The sequence below is a fragment of the Mesorhizobium muleiense genome (genome assembly GCF_900099905.1).
GTDB classification, from domain to species: domain Bacteria; phylum Pseudomonadota; class Alphaproteobacteria; order Rhizobiales; family Rhizobiaceae; genus Mesorhizobium; species Mesorhizobium muleiense.
Genome location: NZ_FNEE01000026.1, coordinates 39,307 through 56,338, shown reverse-complemented (window position 1 = coordinate 56,338; position 17,032 = coordinate 39,307). Strand labels below are relative to the sequence as shown.

General features: G+C 60.6%; 9 protein-coding genes. 8 read left to right on the top strand and 1 reads right to left on the bottom strand.

Annotated features, from left to right (window positions below):
- The first annotated feature begins 32 nt into the window (after positions 1-32).
- From BLT09_RS28790 to BLT09_RS28755, 8 genes are all read left to right on the top strand, one after another.
- Positions 33-323, top strand: coding sequence for a hypothetical protein (locus tag BLT09_RS28790; RefSeq protein WP_091599725.1), 291 nt, complete (start codon positions 33-35; stop codon positions 321-323).
- A gap of 3 nt (positions 324-326) precedes the next feature.
- Complete coding sequence (locus tag BLT09_RS28785; RefSeq protein ID WP_091599722.1) at positions 327-935, top strand: phage connector family protein; 609 nt, start codon at positions 327-329, stop codon at positions 933-935.
- A complete protein-coding gene (locus BLT09_RS35280; protein WP_244529159.1) occupies positions 935-3,352 on the top strand; it encodes a phage nozzle protein in 2,418 nt (805 codons plus the stop codon). The genes BLT09_RS28785 and BLT09_RS35280 overlap by 1 nt, the downstream gene beginning before the upstream one ends.
- Positions 3,333-3,803, top strand: coding sequence for a phage protein Gp13 family protein (locus BLT09_RS28775; RefSeq protein ID WP_244529157.1), 471 nt, complete (start codon positions 3,333-3,335; stop codon positions 3,801-3,803). Before BLT09_RS35280 ends, BLT09_RS28775 begins: the two co-directional genes overlap by 20 nt.
- Positions 3,803-4,321: a virion core protein, T7 gp14 family gene (locus tag BLT09_RS28770; protein WP_091599709.1), complete on the top strand. Its 519-nt coding sequence runs from the start codon at positions 3,803-3,805 to the stop codon at positions 4,319-4,321. Before BLT09_RS28775 ends, BLT09_RS28770 begins: the two co-directional genes overlap by 1 nt.
- Positions 4,322-4,328: 7 nt before the next feature.
- Positions 4,329-6,581 carry a D-alanyl-D-alanine carboxypeptidase family protein gene (locus BLT09_RS34705; RefSeq protein WP_091599706.1) on the top strand — a complete coding sequence of 751 codons (2,253 nt, stop codon included), beginning with the start codon at positions 4,329-4,331 and terminating at the stop codon, positions 6,579-6,581.
- Between the two features lie 128 nt (positions 6,582-6,709).
- Positions 6,710-13,603 carry a hypothetical protein gene (locus tag BLT09_RS28760; protein WP_091599703.1) on the top strand — a complete coding sequence of 2,298 codons (6,894 nt, stop codon included), beginning with the start codon at positions 6,710-6,712 and terminating at the stop codon, positions 13,601-13,603.
- 15 nt (positions 13,604-13,618) lie between these two features.
- On the top strand, positions 13,619-15,934 hold the full coding sequence (locus BLT09_RS28755; RefSeq protein ID WP_091599700.1) for a hypothetical protein: 2,316 nt from the start codon (positions 13,619-13,621) through the stop codon (positions 15,932-15,934).
- Here the strand turns inward: BLT09_RS28755 and BLT09_RS28750 are convergent.
- Positions 15,891-17,021 (bottom strand): acyltransferase family protein, encoded by a 1,131-nt coding sequence (locus BLT09_RS28750; protein WP_091599699.1) that lies wholly within the window; start codon positions 17,019-17,021, stop codon positions 15,891-15,893. The genes BLT09_RS28755 and BLT09_RS28750 overlap by 44 nt on opposite strands.
- Positions 17,022-17,032 lie beyond the last annotated feature (11 nt).

Here is a 17,032-nt window from a genome sequence, read left to right as displayed (position 1 = left end):
GCGCTCATCGCCATTCCGGGGAGCTTCTGACCATGAAACTGACTAGCCTCAAGCGGAAGTACAGCGAGCTTAGCAAGCCAATCGGCGCTGAGACCGATGAATACTATCCGAGCCTCTATCTCGATGAAAAGCAGATGGAGGGCCTTGATGTCGACAGCGCGCGCGTCGGCACGGAAATGACGATGACGGCGACCGTCCGCGTCTCAAGCCTGAGCGAAAGCAAGAACGGCTCGCGGTCGATGTCATTCGAGATTGTCGAGGCCGGCTTTGAGCCGAAGGAAAAGAAGCCCGACGCGGCCTCTGTCCTGTTCCCGAACGGATAACGCATGGCCTCGATTGTCTCGATCTGTAACATCGCCCTGTCGAACCTCGGCAAGGATAACATCGCCGCGTTGACGGATAGCGGCGCTGAGGCGCGCGCGTGCAACCAATTCTATGACCACGTTCGCGATACGCTGCTCCAGGCGTACCCCTGGAGCTTCGCGGGCAAGACGGCATCGCTGGCGGAAGTCACCAACGACAAGGCCGGAACATGGCTCTACGCCTATCGCCGCCCGACTGACTGCCTCAAGGTCCGCTACGTCAGGCCGGCCTATACGGAAAACGATGCGACTGACTACAGCGCAGCCAAGGCCGACGCTTTCGGCTTTGCGCATGAGATCGAAGGGCAGACGATCTATTGCGATCTGTCGCCGGCCTTCCTCCGCTACACCTATCAGAACATCGATCCGACCAAGTATTCGCCGCTGTTCATTGAGGCGTTGTCATGGCATCTGGCCGTCCGCTTCGCCATGCCGCTGACGCGCGATCCGAAGATACGCGCCGACGCCTATCAGCTTGCCATGGCGACGCAGAACCAAGCGGCGGCGTCCGACGCCAATGAGGTTCGCGAGACATCGGATCACGTCAGCGAATTCGTCACCGGGCGCGCGTGATGGCCGATCTGCGCGCATATCAACCCTCGTTCACTGCCGGGGTTCTCTCGCCGGCCCTATGGGCGCGCGTCGACCTGGCGAAGTACGCGACCGGGCTAAAGACGGCGCTCAACCTGTTCATTCATCCGCACGGCGGCGCGTCGAACCGGGCTGGGACCGAGTTCGTTCGCGAATTGAAGAACAGCACTCACCTCGGCAATCTGATCCCGTTCCAGTTCAATACGGAGCAATCCTATATCCTGGAGTTTGGCAGCCTGTATTTCCGCGTCTTCCGCGATGGCGCGGTGATCCTCTCGGGCGCGGTGCCTTACGAAGTGGTGACGCCTTACGTGAGCGCGGACCTTGACGAGCTTGTTTTCGTCCAAGAGGCCGATGTCATGTACATCGTGCATCCAAGCTATGCGGTGAGAAAGATCGAGCGGCTGGCGGATGACAACTGGACGCTTACGGAGGTTGACTTTGCACCGGCCACAGCCGCGCCAACCGGCCTGGTGGGGGCTGCGATCTACTCGCTGCCAAGAGGCGACGGCGCGACCGTCGGCTATGCGGTCACGGCTGTCAATTCGTCCGGCGATGAAAGCGCCGTATCGGCCTCGGATGCTGAGTTCTTTCGACATGGCGAGCCGGCCGGGCGATATCTCAAGATGGTCTGGAACCCTGTCGTGGGAGCGGAGCGCTATCGCGTTTACAAGACCAGCGGCGACGGCGATGAGGGATTTATCGGCGAGGCTGTCCAGACAGAGTTTGAGACCATTTCAGTCCAGGGCGACCCTACAGACCTGGCTCCTGGCGTAGCCGATCCTGGAGCCCCGGCAACTCCGACCGGCTTCGTCGTAACCTCTGAATTCGGCAAAGACCTGGTTTATGTGGTTTCCGCCGTGGATGATGACACAGGCGAGGAAAGCCTTCCGTCGAACGAATTCACGCTAAAAAACGACATGTCGTTCAAGGGCAACAAAAATAGATTGTCCTGGAACGCCGTGGCTGGCGCTTCGGCCTATATTGTCTATCGAAATGACAACGGCCTCTTTGGTTATATCGGTCGATCTGAAAGCACTACGTTTACTGATGAGAACATCGTGGCCGACATTGCGGACGGTCCTCAGACCGCACGAAACCCGTTCGTTGGGGCTGGCAACTATCCGCGATGCGTCACCTTCGTTGAGCAGCGTCTCGGGCTTTTCTCGACGGAAAACGATCCTCAAGCCGCCTGGCTGTCGCAGTCGGCGAACTATGAGAATTTCGGCGTGTCGTCGCCGGCCAAGGCGAGCGATGCGGTAACGTTCCGAATTCGCGCCCGACAGGTGAATGAGATCAGGTCGGCGCTGCCGATCCGTGGCCTGATGCTGCTCACCTCGGGCGCGGAATGGGTTGTCTCGGGCGGCTCGCAATCGGACGCGATCACGCCATCCGCGATCAAGATTGAAAACCAAGGCTTTCGCGGCGCAGCGCGGGTGCAGCCGGTTGTCGTCGGCAACACGGTTCTGTTTCCTCAGGATCGCGGCTGCGTCATCCGCGATTTCAGCTATGAGTTCGCGCAAGACAGTTTCACGGGCAAGGATTTGACGATACTGGCTCGTCACCTTTTCGAGAATAAGAACATCAAGTCATGGGCGTTCGCCCAGGCTCCTTATTCGATGGTGTGGGTGGTGATGGATGACGGCTCGCTCGTCACGCTCACCTATCTGAAAGAGCATGACATTTGGGCATGGACGCACCACGAAAGCGGCCCGGATAACGATGCCGTCTTTGAAAACGTTGCGGTTGTCGCTGAGGGCAATGAGGACGTGCCTTACTTCATCGTCAAGAGGACGATCAACGGCGTCTCGAAAAGGTATATCGAGCGGCTTCACTCGCGCACATTCACGACTGTCGAAGATGCATTCTTTGTCGATTGCGGCCTCACCTATGAGGGCGCGGCAGCGACCGTGATCAGCGGTCTCGGTCATCTTGTCGGACAGTCTGTCGTCGCTCTGGCGAACGGCAACGTGGTTCGCAACCTGACGGTTTCGGTCGGCGGAACGGTGACGCTGCCGAACGCTGCAACCAAGGCTCATATCGGTCTGCCGATGACGGCGGCGCTGCAAACCCTTGATCTCGATCTCGGCCAAGTGCGCGGGCTCGGCACGGTGCAAGGCCGCTTGAAGACGAATTCTGAGGTGACGCTTAGGGTCCAGGACACGCGCGGCATCTTCTTGGGGCCGCGCGACGGCGGGCGCGACGATCCGAATACGCTGGTCGAGTACAAGCAGCGCTCAACTGAGGCGTGGAACGAAGCGATCCAGCTTTACACCGGCGATCTCAGGATCACGCCGCATTGGGATTGGACCGATGGCGGCAATATCTGGATCAAGCAATTCGATCCGCTGCCGATGACCATCCTTGCGTTGATGCCCGATGTCACGCTTGGGCGTTGAAATCCGGGTAGTACCGGCCCGCGCGGCTCACGTCAGATCGATCGCTCGGCGCATGCGTCAAGCTGATCGCGATGAGGTGTTTGCAGCGTCGGGACGCTCGCCGGCCGACGCGCTCGTCTTCTCGCTACGCAAGTCGTCGCACGCCTGGACGGCGATGATCGACGGCGTTCCTGAGGTGATGTTCGGCGTGGGCGATCTCAATGTTCTTGCCGGTGTTGGTGCGCCGTGGCTGCTCGGGACGGATGCGGTCGAGCGGCATTATGTGGCCTTCCTTCGCTGCTCGGTCGGGTTTCGAGACCAACTATTGCGGCGCTATTCGACATTGAGGAACTTTGTCGACGTTCGAAACCGGGCGTCGATCCGCTGGCTGCGATGGCTGGGCTTCACGCTTTCCGATCCGGTCGCGCTCCGGGGGCATGAGTTCCGGCTGTTCGAACTGAGGTCTGCCTGATGTGCGATCTGTCAATTGCCCTAATGGTCGGCTCGACGCTCCTTGGCGCGGCGGGAACAGTCCAACAAGCGCAAGCCACAGCTGCGGCGAATAAGTACAACGCCCAGGTCCAGGACATGAACGCCACGCTCTCAGAGCGCCGGGCGAAAGACGCCATTGAGCGCGGCGCGAAAGAGGAACAGCGCAAGCGTCAGCAAGTCGCGGGCATTGCGGGGCAGCAACGCGCTGCGATGGCTGCGAACGGCGTCGATCTCTCCTTTGGATCGCCGCTCGACGCGCTAGTTGATACCGCCGTCATGGGCGAGCTTGACGCCCTGACGATCCGCACAAATGCCAATCGCGAGGCATACGATCACCGCGTCGATGCCGTCAACAAGCGGGCCGGCGCGACCATGAGCCGGATGAGCGCCGCGTCAGCAACCACGGGCGGCTATCTCGACGCCCTGGGAACCGTTCTAGGCGGCGCGGGCAAGGCTTACGGCCAATACAAAACGCCTCAAATCGGCCAGATTGCGTGAGGGACTAATGGTAAAGGTTCCTGAATATCAGTCCGACGTTTCGACGCGCCCGATCTTTCAGCAAGATTTGGACGCCAACGCCACGCCGGAAGCTTTCGGCGCGGGCATCGGTCGCGGCATGCAGTCGGCAGCGCGCGGCCTCGATGCTGTCGGAACGGCGCTCGCCCAGGTCCAGGAGCTTGAGGACGTGGCGCGGGCCAAGGAAGCCGACAACTCCTACTCGAATTGGCTTCGCGAACGCATGTACGGCGAGAGCGGTTTCATGACGCTTGAGGGTCGCAACGCGGTCGACCAACGCAAGCCGTTCGAAGAAGAAGCCGCCAACAAACGCAAGGAATTCGGCAGCGGTCTTTCGGCGGGCGCGGCTCGCGCCTATCAGACGGCATCACAGGCGCGGCTACAGTCGGTCTATCAGCAATCCATCGTCCACACTGCCGGCGAGCGCAAGAACTGGTTCAAGGACGCCTCGGCGGCTCGCGTCCAGACATTTGCCAACGATGCGCTTGTGAATTTCAGCAACCCGTCTGCGGTGTCGAAGAACATCGTGGCGGGCATCCTGGAAATCCGCGAGGCGGGCGCGCTCCAGGGATGGGACGCCGACACGTTCAAGCTGCGCGAGGGCGAGTTCACGTCCGGCGTTCACAAGAACATCACGCTTCGGATCGCCCAGGATGATCCGGTTGCCGCCGAAGGCTACATGAAGGCGAACGCCAAGCAGATGACCGGCGCGGATCAATACTCGCTGAGCACGTCGCTTGAAACCGAACTGATCGCGGAAAAGTCCAAGCGTGAGGCTGAGGCGATCCTGTCAGGCGGGCGCGCGTCCGACGCGTCCGCGCCAGCCGCCGCAGAAAGCCGAGTGGTCGGCGATAGCGGACCGTCGAACACGCGCGCGTTCTTGTATGGTCGCCTGACGGGCGGCAAGGGCAAGGGCAGCGTCGACGGGCTGAAAGAGAACTTCGCCGCCAACCTGGCCGCGATGATGCAGGATGCGCCTCCAGAAATCCGCGAGGGCCTTGGCATCTATTCCGGCTATCGCTCGACTGAGCGGCAGGCGCAGCTATATGCTTCGGCCGTCAAGCGTTACGGATCGCCGCAAGCCGCTCGCAAATGGGTCGCGCCTCCAGGCCGGTCGAACCACAATCACGGCGATGCCGTCGATCTCGCCTATAACGGCCAATCGCTGAGCCATGCGCCGAAAGAGGTTGTCGATTGGGTTCACCAGAACGCCGGCAAATACGGTCTCTACTTCCCGATGAAGCACGAGCCCTGGCATGTCGAGCCGATGGGTACGCGCGGCTCGGCTGGGTTCAACGGCACCGTCGCGCCCAGGAACAACACCGTCGCGCCTCGCTCCGTTGCGCCGTCCTTTGACGACATCGAAAACAAGCTTGCCGCGATCTCCGATCCTGACGTGAGGGACGCCACGCGCAAGCGCCTCTATGCGGCGCTGGAGACGCAAAGCAAGGCATACGAAGCCCAGGAGAAGCAAGCCAAGGCCGAACTGTGGAAGTACATCGACCAGGGCCAGACGCCGGATCAAGTGCCTATGGAGGTTCGGCAGGCGGCGGGCATGGCGGCGGTGTCGTCGGCCTGGGAATACATGAACAAGGCAGCGTCGGGTCGGGCCGTCGATAGCGACGAAACGCTGCTCTATGACATGCGCAAGTATGCCGCCACCAATCCGACCGACTTCGCAAACCTCGATCTGAATGATTACCGCGACCGTCTGTCGAAAGAGGCGATCAAGGAATTAACCGGTCAACAGACGACGGCGCTGACGGATCAGCGCAAGGCGCGTGAGGACGGGCTGACGCTGACAACTGCGTTCTCCCAGGCGCAAACCCAGCTTGAGGCTGTAGGGCTCACAACGACCGGGAAAGAGGATAGCGCGCGCGAGGAAGCAGCCAAGCGCATCGCACAATTTCAGAACGCGTTGGCCGCGCAAATGGAGGAGTTTAAACGCTCAACCCAAAAAGCGCCGAACCAAATGGAAATTCAGTCGATGATCAACCGGATGCTCCTGCCGGTCGTGATCAAGGAGCCGGGCATGCTGTGGGGCACAAACGACAGTGACGGCTTCCTGTTCGAAGCCGGCTCGCGCTCGGATGCGGCAACTGTTGATGTGGCGGTCGAGTATACGGATATCCCTGTCGACATCAGGCGCGGCATTTCGACCGATCTTGAGCGTGAGCTTGGACGAAAGCCCAGCGAGGAGGAGGTTGTTCAGCGGTACGAGGATTTCGTTCTCAACCGTTGAGCGCCTTAACGGCTAGGTCGATTTGTGCAGCCAACCAAATTCCAAAGAGGATCAGCGCCGCAATGCTGATGCCCTCATTTGTGACGCGCCAACTACGCTGCTGATCTCTCATAGGAATACGCCCCGACATGGATACAATCGCGGACTATAACGCCTGGAAAGCCAAGCAGCAACAGAACGGCGTCGGCGCGGCTCAAGTCGTGCTCGGTTCGGTTAACGAGAAGCCTGACGATCTGGCCGGCGATCTGAACCTTGCCAACGAATTCGGCAAGGCAACGGGCAACCCGGTTCCGCCACTGCCGATGGTGCGCGAGTATCGGAATGTCTTTCAACAGAAGATTGAAGAACAGAAGAACAAGACGATCCTGTCATCCGCGCCGCGCCTGACGGAGTGGCTGCGCAATCCCGACAACGCGACGCTCGCCCGCGACGATCTCGAAAACCTGTCGTGGTTCGAGGCTATCGGCGCGCAAACCAAGGAAGTGTTCAAGGGCATTCCGGGCGGGGCCGTGTCGAGCACAGGAACGGCAATGGAGGGCGCGGGGCAGCTTTTGACGCCGCGCGATCCGGCTGACCGTCGCCCGATTGCGGAGGCTATTGCTGGCGCTGGAAAAAAAACACCGGAGCAAATCGCCGCTCTCCGGGCTGAGATTTTCCAGCAAGGCGCGGTCAACCCTACGATTGCGCAAAGCATCCTGTCCGATGTGCTATCCGGCGATATGACGCCGGTCGAGGCGCTGGAAGCGCTTGAGCCGGCGCTTGAGCCAGTCCTGAAAGCCGCGTCTGACAGCCTGCAATCGGGCGGGCAGGCGGTGCAGGAATATGGCGAGGGCGTCATGCCTGCTGCGCCTGGTATGGAAGAAAGTTTCGGGCGTGATGTTGGCTCCGGGCTAGGTTCGCTGCTGACGATCCTAGGTGTCGGTTTCCTGACGGGTGGTACGGGCGCAGCCGGGTTCGGCGGCGCTATGGGCGCTGGAGAGGCGTCGGCGCGCGCTCGCAAGGCCGGGAAGGATGAGGACACGCAAACGCTCGCGGCGTTCTACGGCGTCTTCCCGGGCATGACGGAAGCCATCCCGATTGAACGGCTACTGGCGAACCCGATTATCAAGTCGGGCGTTGCTTCGATCTTGCGATCTATTGGTAAGCAGATGGCCCTTGAGGGCGGGCAGGAAGCCATACAGGGCGTGTTGCAGAACGCTATCGCGCAAAATCTCTACGCGGTCGACCAAGGGCTTCTTGATGGAGTGCTCCGCGAAATGCAGGCAGGCGGGTTTATCGGCGGCCTGGTCGAGGCCGGTCGGATCGCGCTCAACGCGGCCTTGCCTGGTCGGCATCACAGGGACAGGGCACAAGCTGCCAAGGCCCCTGAGACCGCTCAACGCATTCATGATATTTCCTCGCAGGCGCAAGCGTCGGCCCTGCGTAATCGCACGCCAGACAAGTTCCGCCAGTTTGTCGAGGCGGCGACGGCGAACGGGCCGGTCGAAAACGTCTATATCCCGGCCGAACAGTTCGCGACCTATTTCCAGGGCCTTGGCGTCGATCCTTATGCGCTGGTCGATGAGCTTGACGGCGTGAGCCGTGACGATCTCGACGTTGCGATTGCGGGCGGCGGCGATCTGCAAATTTCGACCGCCACCTATGCGGCCAAGATCGCCGGTTCCGAACATGACGCTTTCCTTATGGAAAACATGCGGTTCGATCCGAATGAGTTCACGGCGCTGGAGGCCAAGGAATTCAATGAGCGCGCGCAAGACGCGCTCGATGAGGCGTGGGAAGCGGCTGAGGCCGTGCGCCTGGAGCAGGAAGGATTGCGGTCCTTCGAACAGCAAATCTATGACACGATGGTCTCGCGGCTGCGCGAGGCTGGCCGGTCGACCGATGTTGCCACGACTGAGGCGACGCTTTACCCGGCATTCTACCGCGTCATGGCGGAGCGGTCGGGGCAGACGGTCGATGAGTTCATGGCGGCTTATCCGCTGCCTGAGGTGCGCGGATCGCTTCCTGAGGGCATGCAGTTCCGCGACGTTGACGCGCTGAACCGGACGCTCGCGGAGGCCCGAGTTCGCCGCTCTGCCGGTCTCGACAAGCGGCAATCGCTGGCGGAGTTCATTTCCGATTACGGCGGCATCAATGACGTAGGCGGCAACTTGAAGGCGCTCGATGCTGCCGTCATCAAGCGCAAGGGCAAGAAGTCGCTCAAGCTGGCGCGCGGCGGCATTGTGGACGGCGTGCGCGACATGTTCGGGCAGGCGAGCGGCAAGAAGCACGGCGTTGATGACGTGGCCCAGGCGGCGATTGAGGCCGGGTTCCTGGCGAACGATCCGGTCGCGGTCGAGTATCGCAACGCGGTAGCGGAAGGCCGGCAGGTTCCGAACATTGGTAATGCGCTGCTCGACGCCATCGCTCGCGAATTGCGCGGCGAACCTGACTATGCCGTTTCAGCCGACGCGGCGGCGGCTGACAACGATGCGCAGCTTGACCAAATCGAGGCTTATCTGTCGAGCCTGGGCGTCGGCCTGGATGACGATGACGCCGCGATCCGTGCTGCTGTCCAGGCCGATCAGGCTGATGAGGGGAAGAAGTACGGGCAGGGCGGCACGTTCGATGAAATCCTGAGCAAGTCGAAGGACAGGAAGAAGCTCGCCGCCGATTTGGCTGCGCCCGGCAAGCCTGTTCGCCTCGTTCATTCGGATGGCCGCTACGCGCTCGCCGGCCCTGATATGTCGTCGCCTGGAGGCTTTCGGTTGACGCGCTTCGATGCTGACGGGCCGGTGGGGCATACGGAGCATTCGACGCTTGAGGCTGCTGTTCTTGAAGGGCTGCGCAACCATTATCAGCCAGTAAAGCCCGGCGCTCTGCTCTTCCAATCCGGCGACGTGCGCGGCCCGCGCGGTTCAATCCAATTCCCAGGCGGAGGCGTCGGCAATGGCGACACTGTTGTTCGCCTGTTCGAGAGCGCCGATCTCTCGACGTTCCTGCATGAGAGCGGGCATTATTTCCTGACCGTGCTGCGCGATCTCGCCGCCAAGGGCGAGGCGACGGCAGGCAGCGACATGGAAGCCGTCAAAGCCTGGTGGAGCGCGAACGCTGACGCCGTGGCGAAAGACGGCATGCGGGTTATGCCCGATGTCGCCTTGACCGCCGACGACGTGAACGCAGCGATTGCCAATGGCACGACCGGCGATCTGATGAAGGACGCGGCCATTGATGTCGGTATGCAAGAGCAATGGGCTCGCGGGTTCGAAGCCTATTTGATGGAAGGCAAAGCGCCGTCCATCGAATTGCGCGGCGTGTTCGAAAAGTTCCGTTCTTGGCTGATCTCGGTCTATCGCAAGCTGGCCGGGCTCAACGTCGCGATCTCGGATGACATTCGCGAGGTGTTTGACCGCATGCTCGCGTCGGATGACGAGATCGCCAAGGCAAAGGAACAGGCCGGCGATCGCGGGCCGATCTTCGCCACGGCGGAACAAATGGGCCTGACGCCAGGCGAATTCGCATCGTTCCTCAAGCTGCGCGACCAGGCTGAAGATGACGCCAAGGCGCGGCTACTGCGCGAGGCGATGGCTCCAGTGAAGCGCGCGCAAGAGAAGTGGTTCAAAGATGAGCGCGCCAAGGTGTGTGAGGAAGTCGAGCGCCAGGTCAACACCTTGCGCTATTATCGCGCGCTCGAATGGATGGGCAATCGCCGCTGGTGGGGCGAGGACACAAAGCCGGAAGGGATGCCCGATATCCGGCTGTCCAAGGAAATCCTTGTGCAGCGCTACGGCGATGGCGTTTTGAAGACGCTACCGCGCGGGATGCAGACCATATACGCGGTCGAGGGCGGGATTGATCCGGACGATGCGGCTGGATGGTTTGGCTTCGATAGCGGCGATGAGCTTATCCAGGCGATGGAAAAGGCTCCGCCGCGCAAGGAAGCGATTGAGGCCGAAACCGACAAGCTGATGCGCGAGCGTCACGGCGACGTGCTGACTGACGGATCGGTCGAGGCGGCGGCGCTCGATGCGCTGCATTCCGACAAGCGCGGCCAATGGATCGCTGCCGAACTCAAGGCGGTTGTCGAGGTCGCCGGAACCGGCGTTGGTTTGACGGCGAAAGAGGCGCGCGCCTCGGCTCGCACGTCGATTGCTCGCATGCGCGTTCGCGATGCCGTCAACTCGAGCCGGTTCCTCGCCGCCGAACGCAAAGCCGCCGATGAGGCCGCAAGGCTTGGCGCGATGCTGTCTCGGGAAAAGGTTTGGCTCGACGCCTCGCGCCGCCGCATTGAGACGAAAGCCCGCGCGGCGTCCAAAGGCAAAGCGTTGCCCGATACCGTCGCCACGGCGATTGACGCCTACAATGAGAAATTCGAAACGACGCAATCGACGTTCACGGTTCCTGATCGCGAGGCTGTCAGCAAGTCGGGGAACGCGTTTACGATCAAGGGCGGCGAGCGCACGGCAACGTCGCTCGGCTACAACGATCTGGTCGCCAAGCTGGTCGAGGCAAAGCGCCGCCAACTGATCAACCATGCGCTCTATATGGAAGCGCGCAACGTCGCCGATGAGGTCGAGAAGGCGGAGAACTTCGTTGCCAAGCTCGGCAAGAAATCGACGCGCGAAAGGATCGCGGGCGCTGGCCGGCGCGAGAACGCCCAGATAGACTATCTCGGCGCTATCGATGAAATCCTTGAACGCTATGACTTCCGCAAGCTGAGTGGGGCCGCTGAGGGCCGGCGCGGGGCGCTGAACGCGTTTGTCGCTGCTGTGACGGCTGCGGGACGGGAAAACGAGCTTGCCATTCCTGAGGCCGTCCTGAGTGACGCGGCGCGCCGTCCCTACAAAACCCTGCCGGTCGAAGAACTTCGCGGCGTGGTCGACACGCTCAAGAACCTGGAGCATATGGCGACGCGCTGGAACAAGCTGATCGATGCGCAGAAGCAACGCGAGCTTGACGCCGTGGTCGCCGATGTCGTCGCGGCCTTCGACTCCAACATGCCGAAGCGTCCGCCCGGTCGCGTCGGCACAAAGCGCGAGGCGGCGCGCAATTCGGTTCGCCAGTTCTTTGACCTGGTGCTGAACGCCGGAACGCTCCTGCGCGAGATCGACGGGTTCAAGGACATGGGCGCGGCGTATCGGAACATCAAGACGCCGATTGATGAGGCGATGGATCGGCTGACCGTCCGCAAGCAAAAGGCGGCGAGCGATCTGGAAAGCCTCTATGCTGTCTATGACAAGGCGGATCGCCGCCGCATGGCTGTCCGCGAGCATATTCCCGAGCTTGGCTATGCGCTGTCGAAGTGGGAGCGGATCGCGGTTGCGCTCAACCTGGGCAACGCCGGCAACCGGGCAAGGCTTACCGATCCCAAAGTTCGCGGCTCGCTGACTGAGCCTCAGATTGCGGCTGTGATCGCCACGCTGGACGCGCGAGACGCTGCATTCGTGCAATCGGTGTGGGATTACGTCGGATCGTTCCGCGACGATATCGCCGCACGCGAGCGCCGCGCAACGGGCGTCGAACCGGATTGGGTCGAGGCGACGCCGGTCGAGATCGCCGGCAAGACGCTGAAAGGCGGATACTACCCGCTGAAATACGATCCGCGCCTGTCGTCGCTCGCCCGCGACGATGCGGCCAACGATATCGCCCAGGCGCTCCAGGCTGGGCGGTTCGGCAAGGCCCAGACGCGGCAAGGTCACCTCAAGGAACGCGCGAAGTCCTCAGGCCGCGATGTCGAGCTTGATATGTCCGTTCTGCATCGGCACGTCAACCAGGTCATCTATGACCTGGAGCTTAGTGAGGCGGTCGCGAATTCCTGGCGCATCCTCCAGAATGGCGAGATCCGATCCGCGTTCATGGAAGCTGGAAAGCAGGCCGATTTTGACGCGCTCGAAATCTGGCTAAAGGACGTGGCTGAGGGCGAACTGAAATCCGCCGATCTGGTGGGACGCGCGGCGCGCACGCTCAAATCGAATTTCACTGCGGCAAAGCTGGCCTTCAATATCGGGACGGTGGCGGTCCAGGTTACGGGCCTGTCTCAGTCCATGGTCGTTGTCGGCAAGAAGGACATGACCGTTGGCATCATGCAAGCGGCGAAAAACCCGATCAGCGCCGCCCGTGATATCGCGCTAAAGTCGCCGTTCATGGCCTCGCGACAGACCACATTCAACAAGGACATCTATGATTTCTATTCCGATCCGAAAACCGGGCCGGTCGCCTCGCGCTGGGGCGAGATCAAATCCGAGATCATTGGGCCGATGTCGTTCTGGCTGATGACAAAGGTTCAGTTTTATTTGGCCGATGTGCCGACCTGGCTGGCCGGCTATCGGCAGGGCTTGCGGCAGTTCGGTAACGATGAGACCAAAGCCGTTGCCCACGCCGACGCCGTGGTGAAGCGCGCCCAGGCGTCGGGCCTGTTTGCCGATCGCTCGGCGGTCGAGCGTGGATCGGTCTCGCGCACGGCTAGGCAGAATGACGTTGTGCGGCTGTTCACGGCGCTGGGTTCGTACATGTTCGCCAAGTTCAACGTCGCCTATGAGCGCACGGCCAAGGCCAAGCGTTTAATCGGGCAAGAGGGCCTGTCGACGCGTTCGGCGCAAGAGGCGCTGTCCTGGACGCTGGATATGGCGTTCCTGTTCACGCTTGAGGCTGTGCTGGGCGCTGCGATCCGTGGGCGGCTTCCTGACGATGAGGATGACGACGACGATGGTTGGGCGATGTTCCTTGCCAAGCAGACCGGGTTTTCCGTTATGGCAACGATCCCAGGCGTGCGCGATGTCGCCGGGCCGCTGCAAGGCTTCGACGGTGGCGGCTCCTACGGCGCGATCACCAAGGAAGTGGCAACGCCGCTCCTGGAGGGCGCGAAGTCGGCCAAGGATGGCGAGGTGCGCCGCCAGTTCGTCAAGTCGGTCATCAACGCGACCGGCCTGGCTACCGGCTTGCCGGCCACTCAGATCAACCGCGCTGTCGATGCGGCCTGGCGAGAAGCCGAGGGCAAGGACGTTTCGCCCCTTGAATACCTGCTTGGCCGGATTGGGAAATAACCATCGGCTCCTATCGTGCCCGAAACCTATGGGCGCGAGATCACCATGACCGTTGCAAGCGAGACGAACCGTTCCGGCCCGTACAATGGAAACGGGGTCACGACCGTTTTTGACTATGAGTTTCGGATTATCAGCCAAGCTCACCTCCTCGTGATCAAGACAGTCACGGCGACCGGCGTTGAGACGACGCTGACACTGGATGCCGATTACACCGCTTCAGGCGTCGGCGCGTCTGGCGGCGGGCAGATCACCACGCTCGTTGCTCCCGCCGCTGGTGAGACGATCACGATCCTGAGAAAGGTTCCGTTCGTCCAGGAAACCGATCTCGAAAACCAGGGGGCATATTATGCCGAGACGTTGGAGACGGTAGCCGATCTATCCGTCATGCGCGATCAGGAATTGCAGGAGCAAGTCAACCGCGCGATACAGATACCAATCAGTTCCGACCCCGCCGAATTGGACGATCTGGTTGCGAATATAATCAGGCTCAAGGATAGCGTCGATGAGATCGACGTGGTTGCGGGGATCGCCGACGATGTAACGGCGGTCGCTGACAACACAGCCAACATCAATATAGTCGCGGGGCTTTCCGACGAAATCCTTGCCGTGCCCGCCCAGGTGGCGGCGGCGGAAGCTGCTCGCGATGCCGCTGAGGGTGCGGCGGAGACGGTTGTTGTCGCCCGCTATAACAGCAAAGCGGGGGTCGAAGCTGCGACCGTGAATGTTGCGGTCCAGTCAATCGAAGTGACTGGATATTTTGCCGCTGGCGATGGCGGTAAGGCGATATTCAAAAGGGTTGGCGCTGAGCCAGCGGCCGGAAACGGAAAAATCCAAAGCCTGGATGGCGCGTGGTGGCAGCTTTCTGAGGGGCAGAATACTACGGCGGACATGCTCGGCGCAGTAGGCGACGAGATCACGAATGACAATACGGCAGTGCGAAACGCTATAGCCCTCCGCGCCGCTGCGTCTAAAAGGTATCTTGTCAACACGATCAATTCCGTCAGCAACGTCGTTGTTGATGAACGCATAGTAGACAACGGAGCCGCCAACAATCCAGCAATTAGTATCGGGAACAACACGGAGTTCTATCGCTTCTCCGGTCGCGCCGAGTCTCTGGATGGTCAGGCGGTCAACGATAGCTCCAGCGCGGCCAGTAAGATAATCTTTGGGTACGCTGACTTGAAGGCTGCGTCGTACTGTATTCTCTCCGACGATGCCAGCGACACCAACCTTAAAGACGTAATTATTACGTCGAGCTTTATGTACTCCAATCGTGCCGACGTGATCGCGCTCAACCATTTCAACGCGAATGCGCAGAACTTCCTGATGCACGGCAACATCATGGAGACGGGCAACGGGTCGGCTTTCCCCGGCTCCGGTTTTGGCGTGAGCGTGGCCGGGACAAAGGGCTGGCTGCTGGCCGACACCATCATCAAGTATACCCGCTCTGAGGCCATTCACATCGAGGATGAGCAGCGCGAGGGCCAGATATCGAACGTGACCGTCCGCGAGACTATCGATCACGGACTATACATTTCCCGTTCCGCCGAGAGCGGCGGCCAAGGCCCATCGGAAGGCATCAACGTTTCCAATCTTGTCGTCAAGCACAACATCGCTCACCCGAGCCATCCGACAGGGACGAAAGCGGGCTTTTATGGCGTCTATGTCCTTGCAACAGAACATGGCTCTGCGCCTGCCTGTAACTTTTCGAATATCCGGGCGCATGGCTTCGAATACGGCTTCAACATCGGCGGCGGCTCCGCAGTTGAAGTGTGCAGCATCCAGAACGGCTACGCCAAAGACTGCGACTTCGCCATCAACCTCACGGCTGGAGCGATTGTTCGTGGCGAGATACTCGCAACCGATTGCCCGACTTTAGTGCGCGCAAGCAACAACAGCGAACTCGAAAGTATCATTACCAACACGGTCCCGACCGGCCTCTTGGATTACGTCGGCACGACCATCAATCACGGCGTCACCATCCGCCATCTACAGTTCCAGAAGCTATTGACCCTCACCGATGCCGGGGCGCAGGTTATCGATCTGATGGACATGCCGACAAGGCTTCTCGCGCGCATTTCGCTGCGGCTGAACAACAACAATCACGCCTTCCACACTAGCCTTATGGTGTCATTTGATGGGACGACTTTCAGCATCATCCCCAACACGAGCGTTCCCTCGCACATCGGCACTATTAGCGCTGTGACATTGATAAACAACGCGGGCAAACTTGCGCTTAGCCTTACCTGCACGACTATCGTCACAGCCAAGCGGCTGGTGGTCGATATCACGGGCGATACTTACTCCACCAAGGATCTGCTCGCGTACTGATCAGCATTGCCTTTGCGATCGCGCCTTTGATGGCCGCGCGCACAGGCGGCGCTTCAAGGAAGGCCACGATTACGAGAGACATGATCGTCGTGACGATCATACTGAAGGCCAACGCGCTATAGCGCTCGGCTATGATCGTCATCAGCCAAGCCCCGAAGATGTCGTGGAGCAGGTAGAGCGGGTAGGTCGCGACCCCGAGCATGGCTATTGCCCGCTTGGTCCGATCACTAAGGATCGCAGCTATCCTGGTATCGAAGGCAATGAAGAGCCCAAAGGCAACGACACACGCGATCCAGACGAAAGCCGGGGTCCACAGCGACGAGAGCCCCTCTATCGCGGCCAGTCCTGAAACCTGGTGCGTGATTGGAATGGTTCCACCGGCAAGGAATAGGGCGCAGAGGCCAGTCCTGAGCGGTGTGAGACCACGCATGAAGGCGGCAGACATGACCACGCCAAGGCCGAAGTACATGCCATGGTGCATCAGCGTGAGTTGCATGACCCTAATCGGCAATTGGTCTGGCAAGCCATCACTTACGAGCCAGAAGGTCAAGCTGGCGAGGCCGACAACCACCATGGCCGGCTCGATCAGATGCCGCCGACCCATGGCCAAGAGCACAAGCACCAGGCTGTAGAACGCAACCTCGATGCCGAGCGTCCAGTAGACGCCATCGATCCAAGGGCCTCCGGGCCAGAAGATCACGGACCTGATGTATCGCACGATGATTTCTGTAAGCGTCAACGGCGCGGCGACCACGCAAACCGCCGCCGTGATCGTGGCACAGATGACGGCCGAGGGCAGGAGCCGGAAGACGCGCCCGAAGAAGAACGACTCCGGTGTGGCCTGCGAGGCCGAAAAAGAGATGACGAAACCCGAGATGACAAAGAACGTCTCTACGCCGACCCATCCCCACCAACTGAGCGAAATCAGTTCTGGAAATTGGTGCATGCCCCCGGTGATTAATTTCGGGGTGTTGTCGGCCTCTGGTGCCCATGACCAGAAAGCAAGATGAAAAAACATCACAGAAAAAGCCGAGAAAATCCTAAGAATATCCAGACCAATTAGTCGCTCGCCCCGCTTGCCGCGCATGATCAGACCTC